The sequence below is a fragment of the Micromonospora echinospora genome, from assembly GCF_900091495.1.
Taxonomy (GTDB): domain Bacteria; phylum Actinomycetota; class Actinomycetes; order Mycobacteriales; family Micromonosporaceae; genus Micromonospora; species Micromonospora echinospora.
This window is the reverse complement of the sequence record NZ_LT607413.1, coordinates 7610427-7634851: the sequence shown is the minus strand read 5'-3', so window position 1 is coordinate 7634851 and position 24425 is coordinate 7610427. Positions and strand designations below refer to the sequence as shown.

The 24425-nt window shown below is 75.6% G+C and carries 21 protein-coding genes and 2 pseudogenes; 11 read left to right on the top strand and 12 right to left on the bottom strand.

What is annotated here, in order from left to right:
* Positions 1–6: 6 nt before the first annotated feature.
* Complete coding sequence (locus tag GA0070618_RS32495; RefSeq protein WP_088986002.1) at positions 7–1440, bottom strand: aldehyde dehydrogenase family protein; 1434 nt, start codon at positions 1438–1440, stop codon at positions 7–9.
* Between the two features lie 83 nt (positions 1441–1523).
* On the opposite strand from GA0070618_RS32495, the gene GA0070618_RS32490 reads away from it, so the two are divergent.
* The gene (locus GA0070618_RS32490; protein WP_088986001.1) at positions 1524–3149 is read left to right on the top strand and encodes a phytoene desaturase family protein; all 1626 of its coding nucleotides are present in this window, start codon (positions 1524–1526) and stop codon (positions 3147–3149) included.
* Positions 3150–3339: 190 nt separating this feature from the next.
* Here GA0070618_RS32490 and GA0070618_RS32485 read toward each other — a convergent pair.
* The 3 genes and pseudogenes from GA0070618_RS32485 to GA0070618_RS32475 form a co-directional block, all read right to left on the bottom strand.
* Positions 3340–4098: pseudogene (locus GA0070618_RS32485) on the bottom strand (polyprenol monophosphomannose synthase); the annotation flags it as partial.
* Between the two features lie 141 nt (positions 4099–4239).
* Positions 4240–5241 (bottom strand): SDR family oxidoreductase, encoded by a 1002-nt coding sequence (locus tag GA0070618_RS32480; protein WP_088985053.1) that lies wholly within the window; start codon positions 5239–5241, stop codon positions 4240–4242.
* A 4-nt stretch (positions 5242–5245) separates the two neighbouring features.
* The gene (locus tag GA0070618_RS32475) at positions 5246–5668 is read right to left on the bottom strand and encodes an SRPBCC family protein (RefSeq protein ID WP_331253118.1); all 423 of its coding nucleotides are present in this window, start codon (positions 5666–5668) and stop codon (positions 5246–5248) included.
* Positions 5669–5969: 301 nt separating this feature from the next.
* On the opposite strand from GA0070618_RS32475, the pseudogene GA0070618_RS32470 reads away from it, so the two are divergent.
* The 8 genes and pseudogenes from GA0070618_RS32470 to GA0070618_RS32435 all read left to right on the top strand — a co-directional run.
* Positions 5970–7613 (top strand): annotated as a pseudogene (locus GA0070618_RS32470) (HAD-IIIA family hydrolase); the annotation flags it as partial.
* Between the two features lie 122 nt (positions 7614–7735).
* Positions 7736–8710: a glycosyltransferase gene (locus GA0070618_RS32465; RefSeq protein WP_088985051.1), complete on the top strand. Its 975-nt coding sequence runs from the start codon at positions 7736–7738 to the stop codon at positions 8708–8710.
* Positions 8695–9912: a glycosyltransferase gene (locus GA0070618_RS32460; RefSeq protein ID WP_088985050.1), complete on the top strand. Its 1218-nt coding sequence runs from the start codon at positions 8695–8697 to the stop codon at positions 9910–9912. Before GA0070618_RS32465 ends, GA0070618_RS32460 begins: the two co-directional genes overlap by 16 nt.
* Positions 9909–10616 carry a D-sedoheptulose-7-phosphate isomerase gene (locus tag GA0070618_RS32455; protein WP_088986000.1) on the top strand — a complete coding sequence of 236 codons (708 nt, stop codon included), beginning with the start codon at positions 9909–9911 and terminating at the stop codon, positions 10614–10616. Before GA0070618_RS32460 ends, GA0070618_RS32455 begins: the two co-directional genes overlap by 4 nt.
* Positions 10617–10627: 11 nt before the next feature.
* Positions 10628–12142: a PfkB family carbohydrate kinase gene (locus GA0070618_RS32450; RefSeq protein ID WP_414467622.1), complete on the top strand. Its 1515-nt coding sequence runs from the start codon at positions 10628–10630 to the stop codon at positions 12140–12142.
* Positions 12139–12840: an SDR family oxidoreductase gene (locus tag GA0070618_RS32445; RefSeq protein WP_088985048.1), complete on the top strand. Its 702-nt coding sequence runs from the start codon at positions 12139–12141 to the stop codon at positions 12838–12840. Before GA0070618_RS32450 ends, GA0070618_RS32445 begins: the two co-directional genes overlap by 4 nt.
* Positions 12837–13793, top strand: coding sequence for a glycosyltransferase family 9 protein (locus GA0070618_RS32440; protein WP_088985047.1), 957 nt, complete (start codon positions 12837–12839; stop codon positions 13791–13793). The genes GA0070618_RS32445 and GA0070618_RS32440 overlap by 4 nt, the downstream gene beginning before the upstream one ends.
* On the top strand, positions 13774–14757 hold the full coding sequence (locus GA0070618_RS32435; RefSeq protein ID WP_088985046.1) for a DNA topoisomerase IB: 984 nt from the start codon (positions 13774–13776) through the stop codon (positions 14755–14757). Before GA0070618_RS32440 ends, GA0070618_RS32435 begins: the two co-directional genes overlap by 20 nt.
* Before the next feature lie 203 nt (positions 14758–14960).
* On the opposite strand, the gene GA0070618_RS32430 is transcribed toward GA0070618_RS32435, so the two are convergent.
* The 5 genes from GA0070618_RS32430 to GA0070618_RS35280 form a co-directional block, all read right to left on the bottom strand.
* Positions 14961–16004, bottom strand: a complete 1044-nt coding sequence (locus GA0070618_RS32430; protein WP_088985045.1) for an AraC-like ligand-binding domain-containing protein — start codon at positions 16002–16004, stop codon at positions 14961–14963.
* Between the two features lie 237 nt (positions 16005–16241).
* The gene (locus tag GA0070618_RS32425) at positions 16242–16745 is read right to left on the bottom strand and encodes a hypothetical protein (RefSeq protein ID WP_088985044.1); all 504 of its coding nucleotides are present in this window, start codon (positions 16743–16745) and stop codon (positions 16242–16244) included.
* A gap of 68 nt (positions 16746–16813) precedes the next feature.
* Positions 16814–18451 (bottom strand): RecQ family ATP-dependent DNA helicase, encoded by a 1638-nt coding sequence (locus GA0070618_RS32420; protein ID WP_088985043.1) that lies wholly within the window; start codon positions 18449–18451, stop codon positions 16814–16816.
* A 105-nt stretch (positions 18452–18556) separates the two neighbouring features.
* Positions 18557–19507 (bottom strand): TIGR03557 family F420-dependent LLM class oxidoreductase, encoded by a 951-nt coding sequence (locus GA0070618_RS32415; protein WP_088985042.1) that lies wholly within the window; start codon positions 19505–19507, stop codon positions 18557–18559.
* Between the two features lie 155 nt (positions 19508–19662).
* Positions 19663–19788, bottom strand: a complete 126-nt coding sequence (locus GA0070618_RS35280; protein WP_269148516.1) for a hypothetical protein — start codon at positions 19786–19788, stop codon at positions 19663–19665.
* A 173-nt stretch (positions 19789–19961) separates the two neighbouring features.
* Between GA0070618_RS35280 and GA0070618_RS32410 the strand changes: the two genes are divergently transcribed.
* Positions 19962–21452: a glycoside hydrolase family 3 protein gene (locus GA0070618_RS32410; RefSeq protein ID WP_088985041.1), complete on the top strand. Its 1491-nt coding sequence runs from the start codon at positions 19962–19964 to the stop codon at positions 21450–21452.
* Positions 21453–21473: 21 nt separating this feature from the next.
* Here the strand turns inward: GA0070618_RS32410 and GA0070618_RS32405 are convergent, their stop codons facing one another.
* From GA0070618_RS32405 to GA0070618_RS32395, 3 genes are read right to left on the bottom strand one after another with little or no spacing between them, the layout of a single operon-like run.
* Complete coding sequence (locus GA0070618_RS32405; protein WP_088985040.1) at positions 21474–22418, bottom strand: acyltransferase domain-containing protein; 945 nt, start codon at positions 22416–22418, stop codon at positions 21474–21476.
* 21 nt (positions 22419–22439) lie between these two features.
* The gene (locus GA0070618_RS32400; RefSeq protein WP_088985039.1) at positions 22440–22736 is read right to left on the bottom strand and encodes a GNAT family N-acetyltransferase; all 297 of its coding nucleotides are present in this window, start codon (positions 22734–22736) and stop codon (positions 22440–22442) included.
* Positions 22733–23959: a cysteine desulfurase-like protein gene (locus GA0070618_RS32395; RefSeq protein ID WP_088985038.1), complete on the bottom strand. Its 1227-nt coding sequence runs from the start codon at positions 23957–23959 to the stop codon at positions 22733–22735. Before GA0070618_RS32395 ends, GA0070618_RS32400 begins: the two co-directional genes overlap by 4 nt.
* A 97-nt stretch (positions 23960–24056) precedes the next feature.
* On the opposite strand from GA0070618_RS32395, the gene GA0070618_RS32390 reads away from it, so the two are divergent.
* Positions 24057–24422 (top strand): hypothetical protein, encoded by a 366-nt coding sequence (locus tag GA0070618_RS32390; RefSeq protein ID WP_088985037.1) that lies wholly within the window; start codon positions 24057–24059, stop codon positions 24420–24422.
* Positions 24423–24425: the final 3 nt, after the last annotated feature.

Sequence of the window (24425 nt, the reverse complement as noted above, 5' to 3'; positions counted from 1 at the left end):
TACGGCTCACCAGTGCCCGCCACCCGGGGCGCCCAGGTGCACCACCTTCGTGGTGGTGAACTCGTCGAGCAGTTCCGGCCCGTACCCGAAGCCGTGGCCGCTGCCGCGGCGCGGTTGCGCGGCACCGCCCGGCGCGCCGCCGAACACCGCGTTGACCTTGACCGTGCCGACCGGCAGTTCGCGCCACGCCCGCTGCGCGTGCCCCATCGACCCGGTGAGCACGGTGGCCGCCAGCCCGTACGGCGAGCACGCCGCCCGGCCCAGCGCCTCGGTGAACGAGTCCACCACCAGCACCGGCGCGACCGGACCGAAGGTCTCCTCGCGCACCAGCGCCATCCGGTCCGTGCAGTCGGTGACCACGGTCGGCGGATAGAACGCCCCCGGCCCGGCGGGCACCGCCCCACCGGTCCGGACCACCGCGCCCTCGGCCACCGCCGCCAGCACCTGCCCGTGCACGTGGTCCCGGTGCCGCCGGTCCACCAGCGGACCGATCTCCGTCTCCCCGTCCTGTCCCGGTCCGATCCGCATCGCCCGCGCCAGGTCGACCAGCGCCGGAACGAAGTCGCCGGCCACCTCCCGGTGGACGTAGATCCGTTCCACCGCCACGCAGATCTGCCCGGCGTTGGCGAACGCGCCCATGGCCGCCTGCCCGGCCGCCCAGGCCGGGTCGACACCGGCGTCGACGATCAGCGGATCGCTGCCCCCGTTCTCCAGCAGCGCCTTCGCGCCGGTCCGGGCGCACGCGGCGGCGATCGCCCGGCCGGCCGTGGAGGAGCCCACGTGCGCCACCACGTCGACCTCCTGCGCGGCCAGCGCCGCACCGACCCGCGCGTCCCCGGTCAGCAGGGACAGCACGCCGGCCGGCAGTTCGCGGTCGAGCGCCCGGGCCAGCAGCCAGCCGGTGGCCGGGGTGCGTTCGCTCGGCTTGAACACCACCACGTTGCCGGTGACCAGGGCCGCGCCGAGCAGCCCGCAGGCCACCGCCACCGGATCGTTCCACGGGGTGATCACCGCGGCCACACCACGCGGTTCGGGGGCCATGAAGTCGATCGCGTCCCACCCACCGTGCAGCGTCCGGCCGCCCCGGACCGGTCCCAGTTCGGCGTACTGGCGCAGGGTGCCGATCCCCGCCGCCACGCCACCCCGGGCGTCGAGCAACGGCTTGCCCATCTCCGCCGTCGTCGCCTGGGCCAGGTCCTCGGCGACCGCCTCGACGGCGTCGGCGGCCCGGCGCAGGGCCGCCGCCCGGGCCGCCGGGTCGGTCGTCGCCCACGTCGCCGCCACGCCCCGCGCCGCGCCGACCGCCTTGGCCACCTCGTCCCCGGTGGCCACCGGCACGATGCTGACGTCGGTGCCGTCCGCCGGGTCGGTCACGACGAACTCGCCCCCCGCGCCGCCCGCGCCCCATACCCCGCCGATGAGTTGTTCCACCCGCCACATGGCGCGCTGCATGCCCGGGGCCGGGCCGGGCAAACGCGTTTCGCTCGATCATCGGGGGGTAGCGGAACCGGATGATGTTCCCCATGCGGTCCATCAACCACGCCCAGACCGAGCCCGGTGCGGAGAGCGCGGACGCCGTCGTCGTCGGCGCCGGCCACAACGGACTGGTCGCCGCGAACCTGCTCGCCGACGCCGGCTGGGACGTCCTGGTGCTGGAGGCGACCGGCGCGCCCGGCGGCGCGGTCCGCTCCGCCGAGGTCACCGCCCCCGGCTACCTCAGTGACCTCTACAGCTCGTTCTACCCCCTCGGGTACGCCTCCCCGGTGCTGCGCCGGCTCGCCCTCGACGAGCACGGCCTGGCCTGGCGGCACGCGCCGGACGTGCTGGCGCACCTGCTGCCCGACGGGCGGGCGGCAGTGCTCGACCGCGATCTGGAGCGCACCGCGACGTCGATGGAGGCGTTCGCCCCCGGCGACGGGGAACGCTGGCGGGAGTCGTACGAGGACTGGCGGAGGATCTCCCAGCCGTTGCTGGAGGCCCTGTTCACCCCGTTCCCGCCGGTGCGCAACGGCCTGGAACTGTTCGCCCGGCTGCGCACGGCCGGCGTCCTGCGCCTGGCCCGTCGGCTGGTCCTGCCGGTTCGCCAGCTCGGCGCGGAACTCTTCGACGGCGAGGGCGGCCCGCTGTTGCTGGCCGGCTGCGCCCTGCACACCGACCTGTCGCCCGAGGACGCCGGCTCCGGCATCTACGGTTGGCTGTTGGCGATGCTCGGGCAGGAGGTCGGCTGGCCGGTGCCGGTCGGCGGGGCACAGCGGATCACCGACGCGCTGGTGGCCCGGCTGCGCGCGCGGGGCGGCCGGATCAGCTACGACGCGCAGGTGGACCGGGTGCTGGTCGCCCGGGGGCGGGCGATGGGGGTCCGGACGGTCGGCGGCCGGACCTGGCGGGCCCGCCGGGCGGTGCTGGCCGACGTGCCCGCGCCCGCGCTCTACCTCGACCTGGTCGGCGCCGCCCGGCTGCCGTCCCGACTCGTGACGGACCTGGCCCACTTCCGTTGGGACGGGTCCACCGTCAAGGTCGACTGGGCCTTGGACGGCCCGTTGCCGTGGACCAACTCGGAGGTGGCCGGGGCCGGGACGGTGCACCTGGCCGCCGACCTCAACGGCCTGACCCGGTACGCGGCCACGTTGGCCTGCGGGGAGATCCCCGAGGACCCGTTCCTGCTGGTGGGGCAGATGACCACCGCCGACCCGAGCCGTTCCCCGGCCGGCACGGAGTCACTGTGGGCGTACACCCACCTGCCGTTCCGGCGCGACTGGCGGGCCGAGGACGTGGCCGGGCACGTGGAACGGATGGAGGCGGTGCTGGAACGGCACGCGCCTGGTTTCCGCGCCCGGGTCCGGGGACGGTACGTGGCCGGCCCGGCGGACCTGGAGGAACGCAACCCGAGCCTGGTCGGCGGTGCGGTCGGCGGCGGCACGGCCGCCGCTTACCAACAGCTCTTCCTCCGCCCGGTGCCCGGGCTGGGCCGCCCGGACACGCCGATCGACCGGCTCTACCTGGCGAGTGCGTCGGCGAACCCGGGTGGTGGTGTGCACGGCGCTCCCGGCGCGAACGCGGCGCGGGCCGCGCTGGTCCGGGACCGGGCGGTGACCGGTGGCCTCTACGCACGGGTCGTCGGCGCGGCGCACCGCGCCGTGTACCGCTGAGGCCCTACCGGGGGGCCGCCTGGGGTTCGCCGTCGGTGTCGGCCGGCTTGCGGGCGGTCGTCGGCGCGCCGTCGGTGTCGGCCGCCTCGACCGCCGTCGGTGTCTCCCGGTCGCCGCCGTCCGGTTCCGGCGTACGCGGTGCCACCACCTCGACCGGCGCCGCCTCCACCTGCCGGGCGGCCGTGCTGCCGATGTCCCGGTGCCGGCTGCGCAGCCGGAACGGCATCAGCGCGCTTTCGATCTTGGTGGCGGTGGTCATCTTCGACACGCCGTCCCGCCGCTCCTCGAAGCGGATCGGCACCTCCAGGATGGTGTGCCCCAGCTTCGTCGCCAGGTAGTGCATCTCGACCTGGAAGCTGTAGCCGTTGGACTGCACCCGGTCCAGGCCGATGTCGCGCAGCGCGTCCGCCCGCCAGATTTTGAAACCGGCGGTCAGGTCGCGGATCCGGACCCGGAGCAGGGTGTGCACGTAGAGGTTCGCCCACCCGCTCAGCGCGCGACGGTAGAGCGGCCACGCCTCGTCCAGCTCACCGCCGGGGACGTAACGGGACCCGATCACCACGCCGGCACCGGTGGAGAGCAGCGAGCCGAGCATGCCCGGCAGCGCCTCCGGGGGGTGCGACAGGTCGGCGTCCATCTGGGCGACGTACTCGGCGCCGCCGTCCAGCGCCCGGGTCATGCCGTCCACGTACGCCCGGCCGAGCCCCTCCTTGCCCGCGCGGTGCACGACCTCGATCCGGCCGGGGTGTTCGATGGCGAGCTTGTCGGCGACCTCGCCGGTGCCGTCCGGGGAGTTGTCGTCGGCGACGAGCACCCGCAGTCCGGGCAGCGGAAGGGCGAGAAGCCGCTCCACCAGCACCGGGAGGTTCCCCGCCTCGTTGTAGGTCGGCACCACGACCGTCAGGCGCGCGTCCCGCCACGGCAGGGGCAACTGTACGGGTTCGATCATGACGAGCATCCTCAGTTTGCCGGCAAGTGTCCCTGAAAGGGTAGCCATCCGACCGCGTCCCGCTGTCAGGGCTCCCCCGGTGAGTACTGGGCGCTTCCCCATTCCGTCCCGGAGCACGACGGCTCCGGTGCGACGGGCAGCTCAGCGCGGTCGCCGGGCCAGGCCACCCAGGGTGAGCGCGACCGCACCGAGCACGGCGGCGGTGACCGCCGGCTTGTGCGTGCCGACCCAGAGCGCCGCCGACCTGTCCCGCGCGCGGTCGGTGAAGACCCCCTCGGCCCCCCGGTCCCGGTCCGCGTCCCCCGGCCGGTCGAGGTTGTCCCGCCACGTCGCGGGGTCGACCGGGGTGTCGGTCTGCTGGCTGTCGTAGCCGTCCCGGGCCAGCTTGCGGTCGAGCAGACCCGGGAAGAGCGTGTTGCCCAACCGGGCCCGCCAGGTCGGGCCACCCACGTTCAGCTCGCGCGGCCCCCGGTCGGCGGCCCAGACGACCGCCCGCGCGGCCACCTCCGGCGTGAAGATCGGTGGCACCGGCTGCGGGTGCCGGGGCAGTCGGGTCCGTACCCAGGAGAACTGCGGGGTGTTCACCGCCGGGAGCTGCACCATCGACAGCTTCACCCCCGGACAGTCATGCAGCAGCTCGGCCCGGAGCGAGTCGTTGAAGCCCTGGACCGCGTGTTTGCTGGCGCAGTACGCCGACTGCAACGGGATGCCCCGGTAGGCCAGCGCCGAGCCGACCTGGACGACGGCACCCCGGCGGTACGCGCGCATGTGCCGCAACGCGGCCAGCGTGCCGTGCACCGTACCGAGGTAGTTGACCTCGGTGACCCGGCGGTACTCGTCCGCCGGGATCTCCCAGGCCGGGGCGAAGACCGACACCATGGCGTTGTTGATCCACACGTCCAGCGCGCCCCACCGGTGCGCCACCTCGTCGGCGGCCCGCTGCACCGCCCCGGCGTCGGCGACGTCGAGCTGGTGGGTGACCACCTCCGCCGCGCCCCGGTCCCGGCAGTCCTCGGCGGCGGCGGCCAGGCCGGCCGCGCCCCGGGCGATCAGCGCGAGTCGGGCGCCCCGCGCCGCGTACCGCTGGGCCACCGCCCGCCCCACCCCGGCACTGGCTCCGGTGATCACCACGGTCTGGGTCACAGGGTCACCCCTTCTGTCGGGTGGCGATGTCCGCCAGCCGGTTGAGCGTCTCCTTGTTGCGCTGCTTGAGCACGAGGTCGTTGAGCTTGTTGCGGATCCAGCGCAGGGGCCCGGCGGTGAAGTCCTCGCCGAGCCGGACGCGGGTGGCGTCCGCACCGACCGGGTCGAGGGTGAAGACGACGGTCGCCTCGCCGGCGGGCCAGAGCCCGGCCCGGATGACGAGCCGGTGCGGCGGCTCGCAGACGAGCACGGTGGAGGCGTCGGTGAGGGAGACCGGCCACGGCCCGGCCCGGTGGTGCAGCCTGCTGCCGACCGCGGGCCAGTGGTCGTCGACGTCCCGCATGTGGGTCGTGCCGACCACCCAGTCGCTGTACGTCCACCCGTCGGCGAGCACGTCGAAGACCTGCTGCGGGGGTGCTCCGATCACTTTCTCCACAATCGCCACTGGGCTCCCATACCCCGCCCCACGGGTGCGTAACCGGTCGCTTCGCCCCGCCGCCGGTCGCCTCGCCCCGCCCTGGTGGGCTTCTCCACGCCCCGGTCGGCTTCTCCACGCCGTCGGTTAGCTTCTCCGCGCCGCCGGGTAAGGCCGGACGGCGACCGGGGACCAGGCGGCGCGGAGCCGTGCCGGGGCGCGCCGACGCGGCACGGCGGGGACGTCCGCGCCGCGACGACGCGTACGCCGCAGGGCGAGGTTTACGCCCCCGGAGGTCGGGAACCCGCCCGCCGTGCGAGGCGGCCACGAGCGGTATCAGCGCAGGTCAACCGGGGTGCACCCGGTTCCTGGGCCGGTGCTCGACGGGCCCGCCCCGGCGCTGTACGACGCCGTCCTGTTCGACCGGGACGGCACCCTGGTCGAGGACGTGCCGTACAACGGCGACCCGGACAAGGTCCGCCCGATGCCGGGTGCGCGGGCCGCGCTGGACCGGCTGCGCGCCGCCGGCCTGCGGCTAGGCGTGGTGACCAACCAGTCGGGGCTGGCCCGTGGCCTGTTCACCGAGGCGGACATGCGTCGGGTGCACGCCCGGGTGGAGGAGCTGCTCGGTCCGTTCGACACCTGGCAGGTGTGCCCGCACGACGACGGCGACGGCTGCGGCTGCCGGAAGCCCGCCCCGGGCCTGGTCCGGGCGGCGGCACGGCGGCTGGGCACGTCCCCGGGGCGGTGCGTGGTGGTGGGGGACATCGGTCGCGACATGACCGCCGCCCTGGCCGCCGGGGCGACCGGGGTGCTGGTGCCGACCCCGGTCACCCGGGCGGAGGAGGTGGCCGCCGCACCGGCGGTGGCCCGTGACCTGCCGGCCGCGGTGGCGGAGATCCTGCGCCGCCGGGCCGCGGTGGTGCCCGCCGCGCCCCGACGTGCCGGCACGGTGCTGGTGGCCCGGCCCGACTCGGCCGGTGACCTGCTGGTCACCGGTCCGGCGATCCGGGCGGTGGCGGCGGGGGCGCGGCGGGTGGTGCTGCTCTGCGGGCCCCGGGGACGAGCCGCCGCCGACCTGCTGCCCGGCGTCGACGAGGTCGTCGAGTGGCCGTTGCCGTGGATCGACCCGGACCCCGGTCCCGTCGACCGGGAGGGCATGGACACGCTGCTGGCCCGGCTCGCCGGGGTCGGCGCGGACGAGGCGGTGCTCTTCACCTCGTTCCACCAGTCGCCGCTGCCGCTGGCCCTGCTGCTGCGGATGGCCGGGGTACGCAGGATCAGCGCGGTCAGCGACGACTACCCGGGTTCGCTGTTGGACGTCCGGCACCGGGTGCCGCCGGGGGTCCCGGAACCGGAACGGGCCCTGTCCCTGGCCGCCGCGGCCGGCTTCGCGCTGCCACCGGGGGACGAGCCGGCCCTGCGGCTGCGTCCGGAGGCGCTGCCCCCGCCGCCCGGACCGCCCGGCTACGTGGTGGTGCACCCCGGCGCCTCGGTGCCGGCCCGGGCCTGCCCGCCCCGGGTGCACGTCGACGTGGTCGCCGCGCTGACCGCCGCCGGTCACCGCGTGGTGGTGACCGGCGGGCCGGACCAGACCGGGCTGACCGCCCGGGTGGCCGGCGCCGGTGGGGTGGACCTCGGTGGCCGGACCAGCCTGGCCGACCTCGCCGCCGTCATCGCCGCCGCCGGTGCCGTGGTGGTCGGCAACACCGGCCCCGCGCACCTCGCCGCCGCGCTCGGCGTACCGGTGGTGAGCCTCTTCGCGCCGACCGTGCCGTTCGGACAGTGGGGGCCCTACCGGGTGCCCACCGTCCGGCTCGGGGACGCCGCCGCACCCTGCCGGGACAGCCGCGCCGCGCAGTGCCCGCTGCCCGGCCACCCCTGTCTGTCCGGGGTCGACCCGGCCGAGGTGGTCGACGCGGTACGCCTGCTCGGCGTCACCGCCGGCGACCGGCCCGACGGCGGGACCGGCGACCGGCCCGGCGACACCGCCGGCGACCGTGCCGACGGTGGGATCGGCGACCATGCCGACGGGGGTACCGGCCCCGGCGTCGGGGCGGGCTGCGGGGGAGGTGGCCGGTGAACGTCCTGCTCTGGCACGTGCACGGCTCCTGGACCACCTCGTTCGTCCACGGCAAGCACCGCTACCTGGTGCCGGTCACCCCGGACCGGGGCCCGTACGGGTTGGGCCGGGCCCGGACCTATCCCTGGCCGGACAGCGCCGTCGAGGTGGAGCCGGCCGCGCTGCGCCGGGCCGAGGTGGACGTGGTCGTGCTCCAGCGACCCGAGGAGTACGACCTGGCCTGCGACTGGCTGGGCCGCCGGGTCGGCCGGGACGTTCCCGCCGTCTACGTCGAGCACAACACCCCCAAGGGCGACGTGCCGCACACCCGCCATCCGATGGCCGACCGCGACGACCTGCTGATCGCCCACGTCACCGGGTTCAACGAGCTGTTCTGGGACACCGGCGGCACCCGTACCACCGTCGTCGAGCACGGCGTCGTGCCGCCCCGCGCGACGTACACCGGCGAGCTGGACCGGCTGGCCGTGGTGATCAACGAGCCGGTCCGGCGGTGGCGGGTCACCGGCACCGACCTGCTGCCCCGGTTCGCCGAGATCGCCCCGCTGGACGTCTTCGGCATGGGGGTGGCCGGTCTGGCCGAGCGGCTTGGCCTGCCGCCGGACCGGGTGACCGGCCACGACGACGTGCCGCAGGACCGGATGCACGCCGAGTTGGCGCGGCGGCGGGCGTACCTGCACCTGTGCCGGTGGACCTCGCTCGGACTGAGCCTGATCGAGGCGATGGCGATCGGCATGCCGGTGGTCGCCCTGGCCACCACCGAGGCGGTGGTGGCCGTACCGCCCGACGCGGGCGTGCTCTCCACCCGGGTCGACACCCTGCTGGAGGCCGCCCACCGCTTCGTGGCCGACCCCGCGACCGCCCGCCGCGTGGGCGCCGAGGCCCGCGCGGCGGCCGGGGCCCGGTACGGCCTGGAGCGATTCCTCGCCGACTGGGACCGGCTGCTGGAGGAGGAAGCATGCGCATCGCGATGATCTCGGAGCACGCCAGTCCGCTCGCCGTGCTCGGCGGCGAGGACGCCGGTGGGCAGAACACGCACGTCGCGGAGCTGGCCGCCGCGCTCGCCGCCGCCGGTCACGACGTCCGCGTCTACACCCGCCGGGACTCCGTCGCGCTGCCGGTGTCCGTCCGGACCGAGGACGGCTACGACGTGGTGCACGTGCCCGCCGGCCCGCCCGAGCCGGTCGGCAAGGACAGCCTGCTGCCCTACATGGAGCCGTTCGCCGACTGGCTGGCGCAGCGGTGGAGCTCCGGGGAGTGGACGCCCGAGGTGGCGCACGCGCACTTCTGGATGAGCGGCCTGGCCGCGCTGAGCGCCGGCCGGCGGACCGGGGTGCCGGTGGTGCAGACCTACCACGCGCTCGGCACGGTGAAGCGACGCCACCAGGGGGCGCAGGACACCAGCCCGGCCGGGCGGGAGGACTACGAGCGGGTCCTGGGCGTGGCCGTGGACCGGGTCGTCGCGCAGAGCCGGGACGAGGTCCGCGAACTGGTCGCGATGGGGGTGCCCCGGTCCCGGATGACGGTCGTCCCCTCCGGGGTCAACCTGCGCGCCTTCGGCCCGGTCGGGCCGGTCGCCGAGCGGGTCGACGGTCTGGCCCGGGTGCTGACCGTGGGACGGCTGGTCGAGCGGAAGGGCTTCGGCGAGGTGATCCGGGCGATGCGTGTCGTGCCGGACGCCGAGTGCGTGGTGGTGGGCGGCCCGCCGGCCGGGGCGATCGACGACGACCCGCACGCCCGTCGGCTGCGGGCGCTCGCCGCGACGTACGGGGTCGGCGACCGGGTCCGTCTCGTCGGCGCGGTGCCCCGCGAGGAGATGAGCCACTGGTACCGCTCCGCCGACGTCCTCGTCGCCGCCCCCTGGTACGAGCCGTTCGGCCTAACGCCCCTGGAGGGCATGGCCTGCGGGGTGCCGGTGGTCGGCACCGCCGTCGGCGGAATCGTCGACACCGTGGTCGACGGGGTCACCGGCGATCTGGTGCCGCCCCGGGACCCGGACGCGCTCGGCACGGCGGTCCGCCGGCTCCTGGCCGACCGGGAGCGGCGCTTCGCGTACGCCACCGCCGCCCTGGACCGGGCCCGGCACCGGTACTCCTGGTCCCGTACCGCCGCGCACCTCGCCGAGGTCTACGCGGCGGTGACGGCGGCGCGCCGGCCGACCGGGGTGGTCGCCTGATGCCGGCCCCCACGGTGCTGGAGGCGCACCTGGCCGATCTCGCCGTGGCGCTGCGGGAGTACCGTCGCGCGGCGGACCGGCTCGCCGACTGGGGGGACGCGCTGGCGGCGACCCTGACCTCCGGCGGACGACTGCTGGTCGCCGGGAACGGGGGCAGCGCGGCCGAGGCCCAGCACCTCACCGCCGAACTCGTCGGCAAGCTGCGCCACGACCGGCAGCCGCTCTCCGCCATCGCCCTGCACGCCGAGACCAGCGCGCTCACCGCGATCGGCAACGACTACGGCTTCGACGAGGTCTTCGCCCGCCAGGTCCGCGCCCACGGTCGCCCCGACGACATCCTCCTGTTGCTCTCCACCAGCGGCGGCAGCGGCAACCTGCTCGCCGCCGCCCGGGCCGGGCGGGAGGCCGGGCTGCGCTGCTGGGCGATGACCGGACCGGCGCCCAACCCCCTCGCCGACGCCTGCCACGACGCGCTGGCCGTCGCCGCCCCGGACAGCCAGATCGTGCAGGAACTGCACCTGGTCTCGGTGCACGTGCTCTGCGAGCACGTCGACCGGGCGCTGCCGCTGCCGGTGGACGCGGCGGTCACCGGCGCAGCGCCGCAACCGGTCGCGTCCACCCGCGCCGCCCCGCGTACCGGGGTGGAGGTCGTGCTCGACGACGGCGCCGGACCGGGCGTCGGGTCGCGAGGGGGGACGGCGTGACGGGACCGGTGGTGGTGGTCGGTGACGTCCTGCTCGACCGGGACGTGGAGGGGGTGGTGAACCGGCTCTGCCCGGACTCCCCGGGACCCGTGCTGGACGAGACCGCACACGTCGAACGGCCCGGCGGCGCGGGGCTCGCGGCGCTCTTCGCCGCCGCGCAGACCGGGGAGGTCGCCCTCGTCACGGCCCTGGCCGACGACGCCGCCGGGGCCCGGCTCAGCGGTCTGCTGACCGCCGCCGGGGTGCAGGTGTACGCGCTGCCGCTGGCCGGTGCGACCCCGGAGAAGATCCGGCTGCGGGCGCGGGGACGGGTGCTGCTGCGGCACGACCGGGGTGGCGCGTCGGGCACCCCGGGGGAGCCCGGCGAGGCGGTGCTGCGCCTGATCGCCGACGCGTCCGCCGTGCTGGTCAGCGACTACGGCCGGGGCGTGGCCCGGCAACCGGCGCTGCGTGCCGCGCTGGCCGCCACCGCCGCGCCGGTGGTCTGGGACCCGCACCCGCGTGGCCCGGCGGCCGTGCCCGGGGTGCACCTGGCCACGCCGAACGAGGCGGAGGTCCGCGAGTTGGCCGACTGCCCGCCGGGGCCGTCCCGTCTGGCCACCGCCGCCCGGGGTGCGCAGGGGCTGCGCCAGCGGTGGCGGGCCGGGGCGGTCGCGGTGACCCTCGGCGCCGACGGCGCGCTGCTCTGCCACGCCGACGCGACCCCGCTGGTGGTGCCCGCCCCCGGCAGCGCCGAGGGGGACACCTGCGGAGCGGGGGACCGGTTCGCGGCGACCGCCAGCCTCGCCCTCGCCCGGGGCGCGCTGGTCTCCGAGGCGGTGCAGCTGGCGGTCGCCGAGGCATCGGCGTACGTCGCCGCCGGGGGAGTGGCCGGGCTGTCCGTCCCGGCCGGCGACCCGTCCCCGACGTCGTGGGGCACCGGCGGGGAACGGATCGGCGTGGCGGCGGCCGGCGCGGTGGTCGCCGCGACCCGGGCGGCCGGTGGCACGGTGGTCGCCACCGGCGGCTGCTTCGACCTGCTGCACGCCGGGCACGTCGCCACCCTCCAGGCCGCCCGGCGGCTCGGCGACTGCCTGGTGGTCTGCCTCAACTCCGACACCAGCGTCACCGGCCTGAAGGGACCGGACCGACCGGTGGTGCCGCAGGGCGACCGAGGTCGGCTGCTGGCCGCGCTGAACTGCGTCGACGCGGTGATGATCTTCGACGAGGCGACGCCGCACGCGGTGCTGTCCTGGCTCCGCCCCGACGTGTGGGTCAAGGGCGGTGACTACGCCACCGGTGCCGGCGACGAACCGGTGCTGCCCGAGGCGGAGCTGTTGCGCCGCTGGGGCGGGCACACGGTGGTCGTGCCGTACCTGCCGGGACGCTCGACCACCGACCTGATCGCCGCGGCCCGGGCGGCCGGCGTCGACCGGCTCCGGCCGGCCGCGTCCAGCGGCCCCGCCGACAACGGCCGACGCGACCGGGGGAAGCCGTCGCGGCACCCCGGCGCCGTCGAGCGCCAGCCCACGGAAGGAGCGCGATGAGCAGCGGTTTCCTCGCCGACGGGTCGACCGTCCTGATCACCGGCGGGGCGAGTGGTCTCGGTGCCGCCGTCGTCACCGCCGTCGCCCGCGCCGGTGCCCGACCGGTGGTGCTGGACCGGAAGCCGCCCGGCGACGGGGTGCCCTGGATCGAGTGCGACCTGGCCGACACCCGGGCCGCCGAGACCGCCACCCGGGAGCTCGCCGAACGCTCCGGCGGCCTGGACGCGGTGGTCACCGCCGCCGGGATCGACGTACCCGGCAAGCTGGCGGACGTGCCCGGGGAGACCTGGGACCGGATCGTCGCCGTCGACCTGCTCGCCACCGCCGCGGTGGTCCGCGCCGCCCTGCCCTACCTGCTCGCCTCGCGGGGCACCGTGGTCACCGTCGCCTCGACCCTCGGCGTCAAGGCGGTCAGCGACGCCACCGCGTACTGCGCGGCGAAGTTCGGCGTGGTCGGTTTCACCCGCGCCCTCGCCGCGGAACTCGCCGGGCAGGTCGGCGTCACCCTGCTGATCCCCGGCGGCATGCGCACCCCGTTCTTCGACGACCGGGACGACCAGTACCGGCCGGGGCCGGACGCGGCGCTCAACGAGCCCGCCGACACCGCCGCCGCCGTGCTGTTCGCGCTCTCCCAGCCGGCCGGGTGCGCGGTGCGGGAGCTGGTCGTCTGCGCCCAGGAGGAGTCCTCGTACCCGTGATCCTGGTGCTGCGCGCGCTCGGCGTCGGCGACCTCGCCACCGCCGTGCCCGCGCTGCGCGCCCTGCGCGCCGGGCATCCGGACCGGGAACTCGTGCTGGCCGCCCCGGCCTGGCTGGACCCCCTGGTCGAACTGGTCGGCGGCGTTGACCGGGTGCTGCCGGTGAGCGGGCTGGACCCGTTGGAGTGGTCGGGACCGCCCCCCGAGATCGCGGTCAACCTGCACGGGCGTGGGCCACGGTCGCACGAGCTGCTGCGCGCCACCGGCCACGGTCGGCTGCTCGCGTTCCGCTGCCCGCCGGCCGGTCACCCCGACGGCCCGGCGTGGGACGACGCCGAGCACGAGGTACGCCGCTGGTGCCGGCTGCTCGACTGGTACGGCCTGCCGGCCGACCCGGACGACCTGGCCCTGGCCCGACCGGCGCCGGACCGGGTGCCGGTCGGCGTGACCGTGCTGCACCCGGGCACGAAGGTGCCGGCGAAACGCTGGTCGCCCGCGCGGTTCGCCGCTCTCGCCCGGCACCTGACGCGGCACGGGCACCGGGTGGTGGTGACCGGCTCGACCACCGAACTCGGCGTCGCCGAGCAGGTGGCGCGCCGGGCCGGGCTGCCGGCCACGGCGGTGCTGGCCGGCCGGACCGGCCTGGCCGACCTGGCCGCCCTGGTCGCCCACGCCCGGCTGGTGGTCAGCGGCGACACCGGCGTCGCCCACCTGGCCACCGGGTACGGCATCCCCTCGGTGGTGTTGTTCGGCCCGGTCCCGCCGTCGCGCTGGGGGCCGCCCCCGGACCGTCCCCGGCACCGGGCGCTCTGGGCCGGCACGGAGGATTACCCGGAGTGGAACGGGGTAGGCGTCCACCCGACGATGGCGGCGCTCCCCGTCGACCATGTACTGGCCGAGGTGGACGAGGCGGAACGGGCGGTGCGGGACGACGGTGCGGTTACGGCGCAGTGATCCGGGCCGGCCGGGGTACGGACGCCGACGGGCGGGCCGGGGATGGCGCTTCGTCGACCCGGCCGGCGCCACCGTGCGGGACCCCGAGCAGCTGACCCGGCTGCGGGAGCTGGTCATCCCTCCGGCCTGGCGGGACGTGTGGATCTCTCCGTACCCGAACGGGCACATCCAGGCCACCGGGATCGACGCCGCCGGCCGCAAGCAGTACCTCTACCACCCGCAGTGGCGGCAGCGACGCGACGAGGCGAAGTTCGACCACGTGCTGGAGGTGGCCCACCGGCTGCCGGTGCTGCGGGATCGGGTCGAGCGGGACCTGACCGGCCGGGGGCTGCGCCGCGACCGGGTCCTGGCGACGGTGACCCGGTTGCTGGACATGGGCACGTTCCGGGTGGGCAGCGACCAGTACGCGGCCGGCGACGATCCGACCTTCGGCGTGGCCACCCTGCGCCCCCAGCACGCCCGGTCCCGGGGCGGCTGCGTGGTCCTCTCCTTCCCCGCCAAGGGCGGCGTCGACCAGGTGCGCCGGATCGACGACCCGGAACTGTGCCAGGTGCTGCGCAACCTGCGCCGGCGTCGGCGCGCGGCCGACCGCCTCTTCGGCTACTGGGACGGCACCACCTGGCGGGACGTGCGCAGCGACGAGGTCAACGACTACCTGCGCGAGGCCAGTGGCGGGGAGATGACCGCCAAGGACTTCCGGACCTGGCACGCCACCGTGCTGGCCGCGGTCGACCTGGCCATGACGGGCGTCCAGCGCTCGGTCACGGCCCGGCGGCGGGCTGTCGTCGCGGTGATGCGGGATGTCGCCGAGCTGCTCGGCAACACCCCCACGGTGGCCCGGGCCTCCTACGTGGACCCGCGCGTGGTGGACCTCTACCACGACGGTGTCATCGCCCCGGTGGGGCCGGACACGCCCCGACCAGAGGCCGAGCGGGCGGTGCTGGCCCTGCTGGAGGAGGCCTGACCGGCCCCACCCCCGCCCGGGAGCGGCGGCGGGGCCGGAGGTCGGCCCGGCGTCGGTAGCCGGGTGACAGGGGACCGGATGCCGGAGAGGGCCGCCGCGGTTCGAGCCACGTCGCGCACTGTCGAGTGGCCGGCACGACGCTGCCGCAACCCCCGTTGCCCGCGTGGTGCTCTCTCCTCGCAGCCGGTCACCGTACCGGCGCCTCAGCCGGTCAGTGGCCAGTATGCCGGTGGGTCGTTGACGCGGGGTGCCACCGGGTTGACCGTCCGTGCCAACGCCTGGGCCTCCCGGTAGGACTGGGGGCTCATCCCGTAGGCCGCCCGGAAGGCCCGGCTGAAGTGCGCCTTGTCGGTGAAGCCCCACCGCCACCCGATCGCCTGCACGGCCCGACCGTGCAGGCGCGGGTCGGCCAGGTCCTGCCGGCAGCGTTCCAACCGGCGGCGGCGGATCACCTGGGCGACGGTCTCCCGCTCGGCGACGAAGAGCCGGTGCAGGGTCCGGACGGAGATGTGGTGGGCGTCGGCGACGGTCTGCGGGGTGAGCGTGGCGTCGCCGAGATGGCGGTCGATGAAGGCGAGCACCCGGGTGAGCATCGCCTGCTGCCGTACGTCGACCGGCAGCGCCTCCTCCGCGTCGATCTGCCCGGCCAGCATCGCCGCGACCAGGTCGACGGTGATGCCGGCCAGCCGGGGGGCCTCGGCTGGGGTGAACTGTTCTGGGTGCCGGACGAGCCGGTCGAGGTGCTGGGCGACGAGCGCCCCCATCCCCTCCGACCCGCTGAGCCGGCTGGCGGTGAGCCGGTCCAGCTTGGCGGCGGGGATCGGCAGCATCGCCTTGGGGATCACCACGGTCAGCGCGCCCGCCTCCCGGCGGACTCCGTCGGCCATGTGGACGAGCTCGTACGGCCGGCCGTAGTCGATGAGGGTGAACGCGCCCTGTCGCATCTCGGTGTGCCGGCGACGGGCACTGATCCCGCTGGACCCGGCGACGGTCAGGGCGAGCTGGTAGATGTCGGGATCGCCCTGTCGGATGAGCTTCGGGGTGCGGCGCCCGGCGAGGGACTGGTACCGGAACCGGGTCAGCGAGACGCCGCCGAGGTCGACCAGGCGGGCGCTGCCCCGGAAGTCGGCGGCGTGCTCGCTGCTCATGGCGATCGGCGCGGCGGCCCGGCCGGTCAGTTCCAACCAGTACGGCCACCGGTCGGCGGGCGGCAGACGCGCGGTGTCCACAGTCTCCGTCGGCAGCATCGTCCCCCCTTCCGAGCGCCGGCGCCCCCCATTCTCGACGAGGGGACCGACACTCGGGACGCGCGGTGTACCCGGGGGCGCCGGACGGTCGCGGGAAGGTGGGGTCGTCGGTGTCCCCGAGCGCCCGAGACGACGGCCCGGTGACCGTGCGTCGGCGGCCTGCGGCGGGGACGCCGGGTCGTGCGCCGGTGGGCGCGGGTGGCCGCCCCGGCGGGCGGGACGGCCACGCCCGACGCGTCAGTCGTTGAGCACCTGCGCCAGCCGGTCCCGGAAGCGGCGCTCGGAGTCGCTGACCACGTCCCCGCCGAGGCCGAGGATCCCGCCCGTCGAGGCCGCCGTCACCACCTGGTCGGCGATCTCCACCAGCCAGTGCCGGTACGCTCCGGCCTGCCCCTCGTCCACCCGGGCCGCGAGCAGCGCGGCGGCCTGCCCGGCGCGGGCGAGCACGTCGTCGATCATGGCCTGTGGGTCGGACGGCGCGAGCACCGGCAGTTCCTCGCCGGCCTCCGGGTCGCCCACCCGGGAGACGACCTCCCCGGCCACGGCGGCGACCAGCGGACTCGCCGACTCCCGGCCGGACGCGATGGTCTCCAGCCCGGCGGCGCTCTCCGCCCGGGTGCGCCGGGTGCCGTCGGACTCCGCCGCGCTCGCCGCGGTCAGGACCGACTGGGGCAGGCCGACCAACAACCCCCACTCCTCGTCGGAGAACCCGAACCCGGTGTACGCCGGCTGTTCGATCACGGCAACGCCCCTCTCGCTGTGCACTCACCTCGACGGCCCCGCGCCGGAGGCGGCGGGCCGGAAACAGGCTAAACCAGGCTCAGCAACGCCTGCCCACTCACCACGGGCACGGACAGCGTCTTGTACCCGACGTCGTCGAAGAGAACCGTCATCCGGTCCTCCTCGTAGCCGAGCACCATGCCGGCCCCCCACTCGGGGTGGCGGACCTGGCTGTGCACCGGGAAGAGCGGATCCCCGGTCTCCTCGACGGCGGCGACGCTGGTGCCGGCGTGGCAGTTGTCGCAGTGCCCGCAGACCTCGGTCATCTGTTCCCCGAAGTACGCCAGCAGGGCCTGCCCCCGGCAGCCGCTGGTCTCGGCGAAGGCCCGCATCATGTCGGTGCGGGACCGGGTCACGGTCTGTTGGCGTTCCGCCTCGGCCAGCGCCGCGCGCGCGGCGTCCACCGGTGCCGGGGCGTAGCGGGGGGCGCCGATGCGCTGCCGGCCCCGGGGAGCGACGGCACCGACCTGCTCCAGCAGGGCGAGGTACTGGCCGAGCTTGCGGGGGCCGAGGCCGGTCAGTTCCCGCAACTGCTTCCGGTTGACCGGTTTGGCGCGCAGCAGCGCGGCCAACTCGTGCAGCTGTCGTTCGTCCGGCAGGCCGCCGGTGAAGTAGCGTTGCAGGCCCACGTCCTCGGCCTGCCAGAGCAGCAGCACCCGGGCCGGCTGGCCGTCCCGCCCGGCCCGGCCGATCTCCTGGAAGTAGCTGTCCGGCGAGTCCGGCAGCGCCATGTGCACCACCCAGGCGATGTTCGGCTTGTCGATGCCCATGCCGAACGCCGAGGTCGCCACCATGATGGGCACCTGGTTGGCGAGGAAGGCCCGGTGCAGGTCGTCGCGGGCCCCGGCCGGCATGCCGCCGTGGTAGTACTGCGCCGGGAAGCCGGCGTCGGTGAGCCGCCCGGCCAGGTCCTCCGCGGACCGTCGGGTCGGGGTGTAGATGATGCCCGGCCGTTCGTCCTCGCGCAGCAACGCGACGAGCCGTCGCCAGCGGTAGTCCTCGGTGGGGCAGTGCGCGACCTCCAGGAAGAGGTTCGGTCGGTCCAGCCCGGAGAGCACCAGTTCCGGGTCGCGCAGGTGCAGCCGGGCGACGATGTCGTCGCGGACCGGCGGTGAGGCGGTGGCGGTCAGCGCCACCACCGGCGGCCGGCCGATGCCCTCGATCAGGTGCCCCAGCGCCAGGTAGTCGGGGCGGAAGTCGTGGCCCCAGGCGGAGATGCAGTGCGCCTCGTCGATCGCCACCAGCGCCGGTTCCAGCGCGCGGACCTCGGCCAGCCGGGTGGGGTCGCTGAGCTGCTCGGGGGTGATGAAGAGGAACTCCGCCCGTCCGGCACGGATCTCGGCGAGCGCCTCGGCCTGCTGGGCCGGGGTCTCGGCGGAGCTGACCCGCACCGCCCGCAGTTCCGGCCGCTGCCGCTCGTGCAGGGAGGCGATCTGGTCCTGCTGGAGGGCGAGCAGCGGGCTGATCACCACGGTGCAACCGGGGATGAGGCTCGCGGGGATCTGGTAGACGGCGGACTTGCCGGCGCCGGTGGGCAGGACTACCAGCGCGTCGCGTCGCTGCATCACCGCCCGCATGGCGGCGAGCTGGTCGGGTCGCAGCTCGTCCCAGCCGAACAGGTCCCGGGCGGCGCGGTGCAGGGCGGTGGTGTCGCGGGATCGTTTCATCGGTGGCCGGTGGTACCCGGACCGGCCGGGGGTGAAACCGTGCCTCCCCGGCCGGCGACGTGGGTGTTTCCGCCGGTGGCGGCGGGGTCGCCCGGACCGGCCGGCTCACCGGAGCCGGGGCAGGACCTCGTGCTGGTACAGGTCGAACAGGCCCTGCCAGTGCGGGCCGGTGTTGGCCACGTAGACCTCGTCGAAGCCGGCCTTGGCGTACTCCTCGATCTTCGCCAGGTGCGCGTCGGCGTCCCGGCCGCAGACGAACGCCTCCCGTACCGTGTCCGGGTCCACCATCTGGGCGGCCTGCTCGAAGTGGCGCGGTGAGGGGAGCACCTGGGACAGCTCGCCGGGCACGCCGGCGTTCGGCCAGCGCTCGTACGCGATCCGCGCGCCCTCGTCGACGCTGTCGGCGTACGCGGCCTTGAACCCGGCCTGGCACGGCTTGTCGCCGCCCCCGCCGTCGCGGAACCGCCGGACCAGTTCGGCGTCGGGGGAGGTGTTGACGTAGCCGTCGCCGATCCGGGCGGCCAGGTCGACCGCCTTCGGGCCGAAGCCGGAGACGTAGACCTTCGGCGGCTCCTCCGGCAGCGTGTAGATCCGGGCGTGCTCGACGGTGTAGTGCCGGCCCCGGTGGTCGACGAAGCCGCCGGCCCAGAGTTCGCGCATCACCGCGACCGCCTCCTCCAACATCTCCAGCCGGACGTCCGCGCCCGGCCACGGGTCGCCGAGGATGTGCTCGTTGAGGGCCTCGCCGGAGCCGACGCCGAGCACGAACCGCCCGGAGTGCAGCACCGCGCTGGTCGCCGCGGCCTGGGCCAGCACCGCCGGGTGGATCCGGACGGTCGGGCAGGTCACCGCGGTGGTCACCGGGAGCCGGCAGACCTGACTGAGCGCGCCGATCACCGACCAGACGAACGGGCTCTGGCCCTGGGCGTCCACCCACGGGTGGTAGTGGTCGGAGATCCACAGTGCCTCGAAGCCGGCGCGTTCGGCCCCGCGTGCCTGCTCCACGAGTTCGGCCGGTGTGAACTCCTCACTGGACAGGAAGTAACCGATCTTCATCTTTCCCCCTCGCCGCGTCCGGGGCGCCGGACCCTCCGGGCCGGACAACCTTCGCGGTACCCCGGGGGTGACGCGTCACACCGCGCTGGCCGGGCCGGGCGGCGCCGTCGCCGGTCGCGTCCGCCGGGAACGGACGTGGATCCGGCGCGGTCGGCTCAGCGGAACATGGCCCGGATCGCGGCGATCAGGAGCAGGCCGCCGACGACCAGCCCGAGCAGGCGGACCCCGGGAATGTCGTACCAGTCGACCTCGTCGGCGGCGGTGATCAGCGAGGAATGCACCCCCGCACTTTCGCACGACCGCGCACGTCGGTGCCACGGCACGGGTCGACCGATCCGCCACTCTCAGTAATAGAAAGGTTTATTGACTATTAGACGGGCCGGTGTGACCATGGCAGTCACCGCAGGCAGCGGGGGAGACCGCCGCCGGGACACCGAGGGGGTACGGGGACCGCATGAGCGCACCGATGGGGAACCTGGCGAGCCTGGCCGCTGCCGTCCTGCAACCCGGCTTCGTCGGCACCACCCCGCCCCCGTGGATCTGTCGGTGGCTCGGCGAGGGGCTCGGCTCGGTGGTCCTCTTCGCCCGCAACGTCGTCGACCCGGCCCAGGTCGCCGCGCTCACCGCCGCGCTGCGCGCGGAACGGCCGGACGTGATCGTCGCCATCGACGAGGAGGGCGGCGACGTGACCCGGATCGAGTCCGGGCCGGGCAGTTCCCGTCCGGGCAACCTCGCCCTCGGCGCGGTCGACGACCCGGCGCTCACCGAGGAGGTGGCCCGGGACCTCGGCGCGGAACTGGCCGCCGCCGGCGTCACCCTGAACTACGCCCCGGACGCCGACGTCAACTCCAACCCGGACAACCCGGTGATCGGTGTGCGCGCGTTCGGCGCGGACCCTGCGCTGGTCGCCCGGCACACCGCCGCCTGGGTGCGTGGCCTCCAGGCCGGCGGGGTCGCGGCCTGCGCCAAGCACTTCCCGGGGCACGGCGACACCCGGGTCGACTCGCACCACGACCTGCCCCGGATCACCGCCGACCGGGTGCGCCTCGACGCCGGCGAGCTGGTGCCGTTCCGGGCGGCGATCGCCGCCGGGGCCCAGGCCGTCATGACCGGGCACCTGCTCGTGCCGGCCCTCGACCCCGTCCTGCCGGCCACCCTGAGCCGGCGCGTCCTCACCGACCTGCTCCGCGACGAGCTGGGCTTCCACGGTGTCGTGGTGACCGACGCGATCGAGATGCGCGCGGTCGCCGACACGTACGGCTTCACCGGCGCGGCGGTCCGGGCCCTCGCCGCCGGGGCGGACGCGATCTGCGTCGGCGGCGAACACGCCGACGAGGAGACCGCCCGCCGGCTGCGCGACGGCATCGTGGCCGCCGTCGTCAACGGGGAACTCCCCGAGGAACGGCTCGCCGAGGCGGCCAAGCGGGTCGGCCAGCTCGCCGCCTGGACCACCACCGCCCGTGCCGACCGCGCCCGCACCGCCGGACCGGGCGGTGTCGGGCTGGCCGCCGCGCGCCGGGCGGTCCGGGTGACCACCGGCGACGGTGGGGCGCTGGCGCCACTGACCACCCCGGCGCACGTGGTGGAGTTCGCGCCGCCCCGCAACATCGCCATCGGCGCGGAGACCCCGTGGGGGATCGGCGCGCCCCTGGCCGAGCTGCTTCCCGGCACCACCACCGTCCGGTACGACGAGGCGGACGTCCCCGCCGCCCCGGCCGCCGGCCCGCCCGACCGGCCCCTGGTGCTGGTCGTCCGGGACCTGCACCGGCACGGATGGATGCGGACGGCGGTGGAGCGCGCGTTGGCCGCCCGCCCGGACGCGGTGGTCGTCGAACTCGGCCTGCCCGTGCTGGTCACCGGACGGGTGCACGTGGCGACCCACGGCGCGAGCATGGCCGGGGCGCGGGCCGCCGCCGAGATCCTCGCTGGTGTCGGGGCGGGCTGACCACCGGACCCGGGGGTGTGACTACAACGGGAAACGGCCGCGGCGCCAGTGCCAGTGGCGGCCGGCCGTCAGGTGGTCGACGATCGCGCGCTGGAGCACGGTGCGGCGGGGGAGCTGGTCGAGCGGCGTGGTCAGGGTGCGGAACACGAACCGCCGCGACTCGACGTCGGCGTCCAGCCCGTCCTGCTTCTCGTAGGGCTCCAGCTCGAACCTCTGTTGGAACCGGACGATGTTGGAGTCGGCGGGCAGGTACTCCCGCAGCTGCGGGTCGAGCAGCCAGGAGCCGCAGGAGAACGCCGTGTAGCGCTCGTCGGGAAAGTGGCGCGGGAAGAACGCGCGGGCCTCGTCGAGCGACGCCGTGACCGCCTCCGGGGTCAGCGGCCCCGACTCGGGGATGTGCAGGGCGATGGCGTCCTCGCCGCGCTGGTGCTGCAACCGGCCCAGCTCGTAGATGCCGCCGCGCGCGTGCAGCGTCAGCCAGCTCTGCATGACCGGCCAGCCCTCGCGGAGCATCCGCCGGTCGATCGCGAGGTTGCGGCCCAGGTCCGCGAGGGTCGACCACGACACGGCGTCGACGATGCCGCGGTCGCGGTGGTACGCCGTGACGACGTCGACCATGGCCAGGTACGCGTACACGTAGAGATGCCGCCAGGCGGGCCCCCGTTCGCGCGGCAGCTCCGGACCGGGCGACAGCCAGCCGTGGCCCCCGAGGTCGGCGCGGACCAGGGCGATCGAGCGGTCGAGCAGCCAGCGCAGCTCAGGGGTCCACAGCGGGGAGCCGGGGTCGGGCCAGCCCGCCATGATCTCGGCGGCGTCGTCCGGCCGCACCGCGAGCCGGTCGAGGATCGCGGGCGCGTCGGCCCTGGCGGGCAGCGGTGCCGACGGCCGGTCGCCGGCGAGCCGGTGCACGCGCTCGACCTCCTCGACGGGTACCCCGAGCCGGGCGGCGGTGTCGTCGGAATCCACCCGGACGACCCTACCGGTCGGTCACTGCTCGTCCGTAGCGGTGACGAGGTCGGCGTACGCGGAATGGCGGTCGATGAAGGCGGCCATGAACGGGCATCGGGGGACCACCCGGGCGCCGCGTCGGCGTACCTCGTCCAGCGTGCCCCGGATCAGCGCCTCGCCGACGCCCTTGCCCCGGAACTCCGGGTCGACTTCGGTGTGCGTGAAGACCAGCACGTCCGCGCCGCGCGGCCGGTACGCGGTGAACCCGGCCAGCGCGTCGTCGACCAGGATCTCGAAGCGGCGGCGGGCCGGGTCGTCCTCGACGAGGTAACTCACCCGGTCATTCTCCACCCGCCGGAGGCCAGCCGGTCCAGTTCGGCCAGCAACCGGTCCACCTCCTCGACCGTGTTGTAGTGGTAGACGCTGGCCCGGACCGCCCCGCCGCGCTCCCGCAGCCCGAGCGCCTGGAAGTACTCGTAGGCGTAGTAGTCGCCGTGGGAGAGGCAGATGCCGGCCTCCCCGAGCGCCGTCGCGGTCTCCGCCGGGCTCGACCCGGCCAGCCGGAACGAGACCGTCGGGCAGCGCCCGGCCGGGGCCGGCAGCACGGTCACCCCGGGCAGCGCCGCCAGCCCGGCCAGCAGCCGGTCGAAGACCACCTGTTCGTGCGCCCGCGCGGCGGCCAGCCCGGCCCGGACCCGGCTGCGCCGGTCGCCCCGACCGGTCGGGTTTAGCCCGGCCAGGTGCTCCACCGCGGCGGTCAGGCCGGCGAGCAGGGGGAAGCTCGGCGTGCCGTACTCGAACCGGTCCGGCACCGCGTCGGACGAGGGCCGCAGCTTGTCGGGGCGCAGCGCCGCCCAGCGGGCCGGGTCGGCGACCAGCGCGGCCAGGTGCGGTCCGGACCATTTGTAGGCGCTGGTGACGAAGAAGTCCGCGCCGAGGGCGGGCACGTCGGTCGGCCCGTGCGGCACGGCGTGCACCCCGTCCACGCAGACCAGCGCCCCGGCCGCGTGCGCCAGCCGGGCGATCGCCGCGACGTCCGGCACGGTGCCGACGGCGTTGCTGGCGGCGGTCACCGCGACCAGTCGGGTCCGCTCGCCGACCAGGTCGGCGTACTGACCGGTGGGGAGTTCCCCGGTGGCCGGGTCGAACTCCGCCCACCGTACGGTCGCCCCGGCCCGCTCGGCCGCCCGCACCCACGGCCGGACGTTCGCGTCGTGGTCCAGCCGGGACACCACCACCTCGTCACCGGGCCGCCAGGTGTCGCCGAGCGTGCGGGCCAGCGTGTACGTCAGGGCGGTCGCGCTCGGCCCGAGCACCACCCCGTCGGGCGCGACGCCGAGCAGGTCGGCCACGGCCGTGCGGGCCGCCGCGACGAACTCCAGCGACCGGCGGCCGGGCGCGAACGCGGCGCTGCGGTTGTCCACTGCGTGGCGCATCGCCCCGGTGACCGCCTCGACGACCCCGGCGGCCGGCTGGGTGCCCGCGGCCCCGTCGAAGTGCAGGTGACCCTCGGCCAGCGCCGGGTAGGCGGCCCGGACCCGTGTGACGTCGAACGACATGCCGGGCACCCTAGCGCGGCTGCCGGCCGCCCGGTCCCGCCCGCCCTGCCAAGATCGACAGGTGTCGGGATGGACCGCGTTGCGTACTCTTGCACCCGTGACGAACCGACGCGCCACCACCGCCCTCACTCCCGCCCGCCGTGCCGCCGGTCTGGTCGCCGGCCTCGTGCTGGGCGTCGCCGTGCTCGCCGGGTGCAGCTCGGAGAACGCCTCCACCGACTGTGGACTGGACGCCTGCACCGTCACCTTCGACCGGGGCGTCGACGCCAGCGCCAACATCCTCGGCATCGAGGCCAAGCTGATCGGGGCCCAGGACGACCAGGTCACCGTCGAGGTCGCCGGCGAGCAGCTCACCCTGACCACCGGGCAGCAGGCCACCGAGGTCGGGGGCTTCACGGTGTCGGTCGACAGTGTCACCGACAGCAACGTCACGATCCGGGTGGCGCGCAACCCGGGCAACTGACCG

Excerpts from the sequence above, each read along its gene's own strand:
- GA0070618_RS32495 (WP_088986002.1), bottom strand. The coding sequence starts at position 1,440 with ATGTGGCGGGTGGAACAACTCATCGGCGGGGTATGGGGCGCGGGCGGC.
- GA0070618_RS32430 (WP_088985045.1), bottom strand. The coding sequence starts at position 16,004 with ATGCTGCCGACGGAGACTGTGGACACCGCGCGTCTGCCGCCCGCCGAC.
- GA0070618_RS32460 (WP_088985050.1), top strand. The coding sequence starts at position 8,695 with ATGCGCATCGCGATGATCTCGGAGCACGCCAGTCCGCTCGCCGTGCTC.
- GA0070618_RS32490 (WP_088986001.1), top strand. The coding sequence starts at position 1,524 with ATGCGGTCCATCAACCACGCCCAGACCGAGCCCGGTGCGGAGAGCGCG.
- GA0070618_RS32410 (WP_088985041.1), top strand. The coding sequence starts at position 19,962 with ATGAGCGCACCGATGGGGAACCTGGCGAGCCTGGCCGCTGCCGTCCTG.
- GA0070618_RS32445 (WP_088985048.1), top strand. The coding sequence starts at position 12,139 with ATGAGCAGCGGTTTCCTCGCCGACGGGTCGACCGTCCTGATCACCGGC.
- GA0070618_RS32415 (WP_088985042.1), bottom strand. The coding sequence starts at position 19,507 with ATGAAGATCGGTTACTTCCTGTCCAGTGAGGAGTTCACACCGGCCGAA.
- GA0070618_RS32420 (WP_088985043.1), bottom strand. The coding sequence starts at position 18,451 with ATGAAACGATCCCGCGACACCACCGCCCTGCACCGCGCCGCCCGGGAC.
- GA0070618_RS32395 (WP_088985038.1), bottom strand. The coding sequence starts at position 23,959 with ATGTCGTTCGACGTCACACGGGTCCGGGCCGCCTACCCGGCGCTGGCC.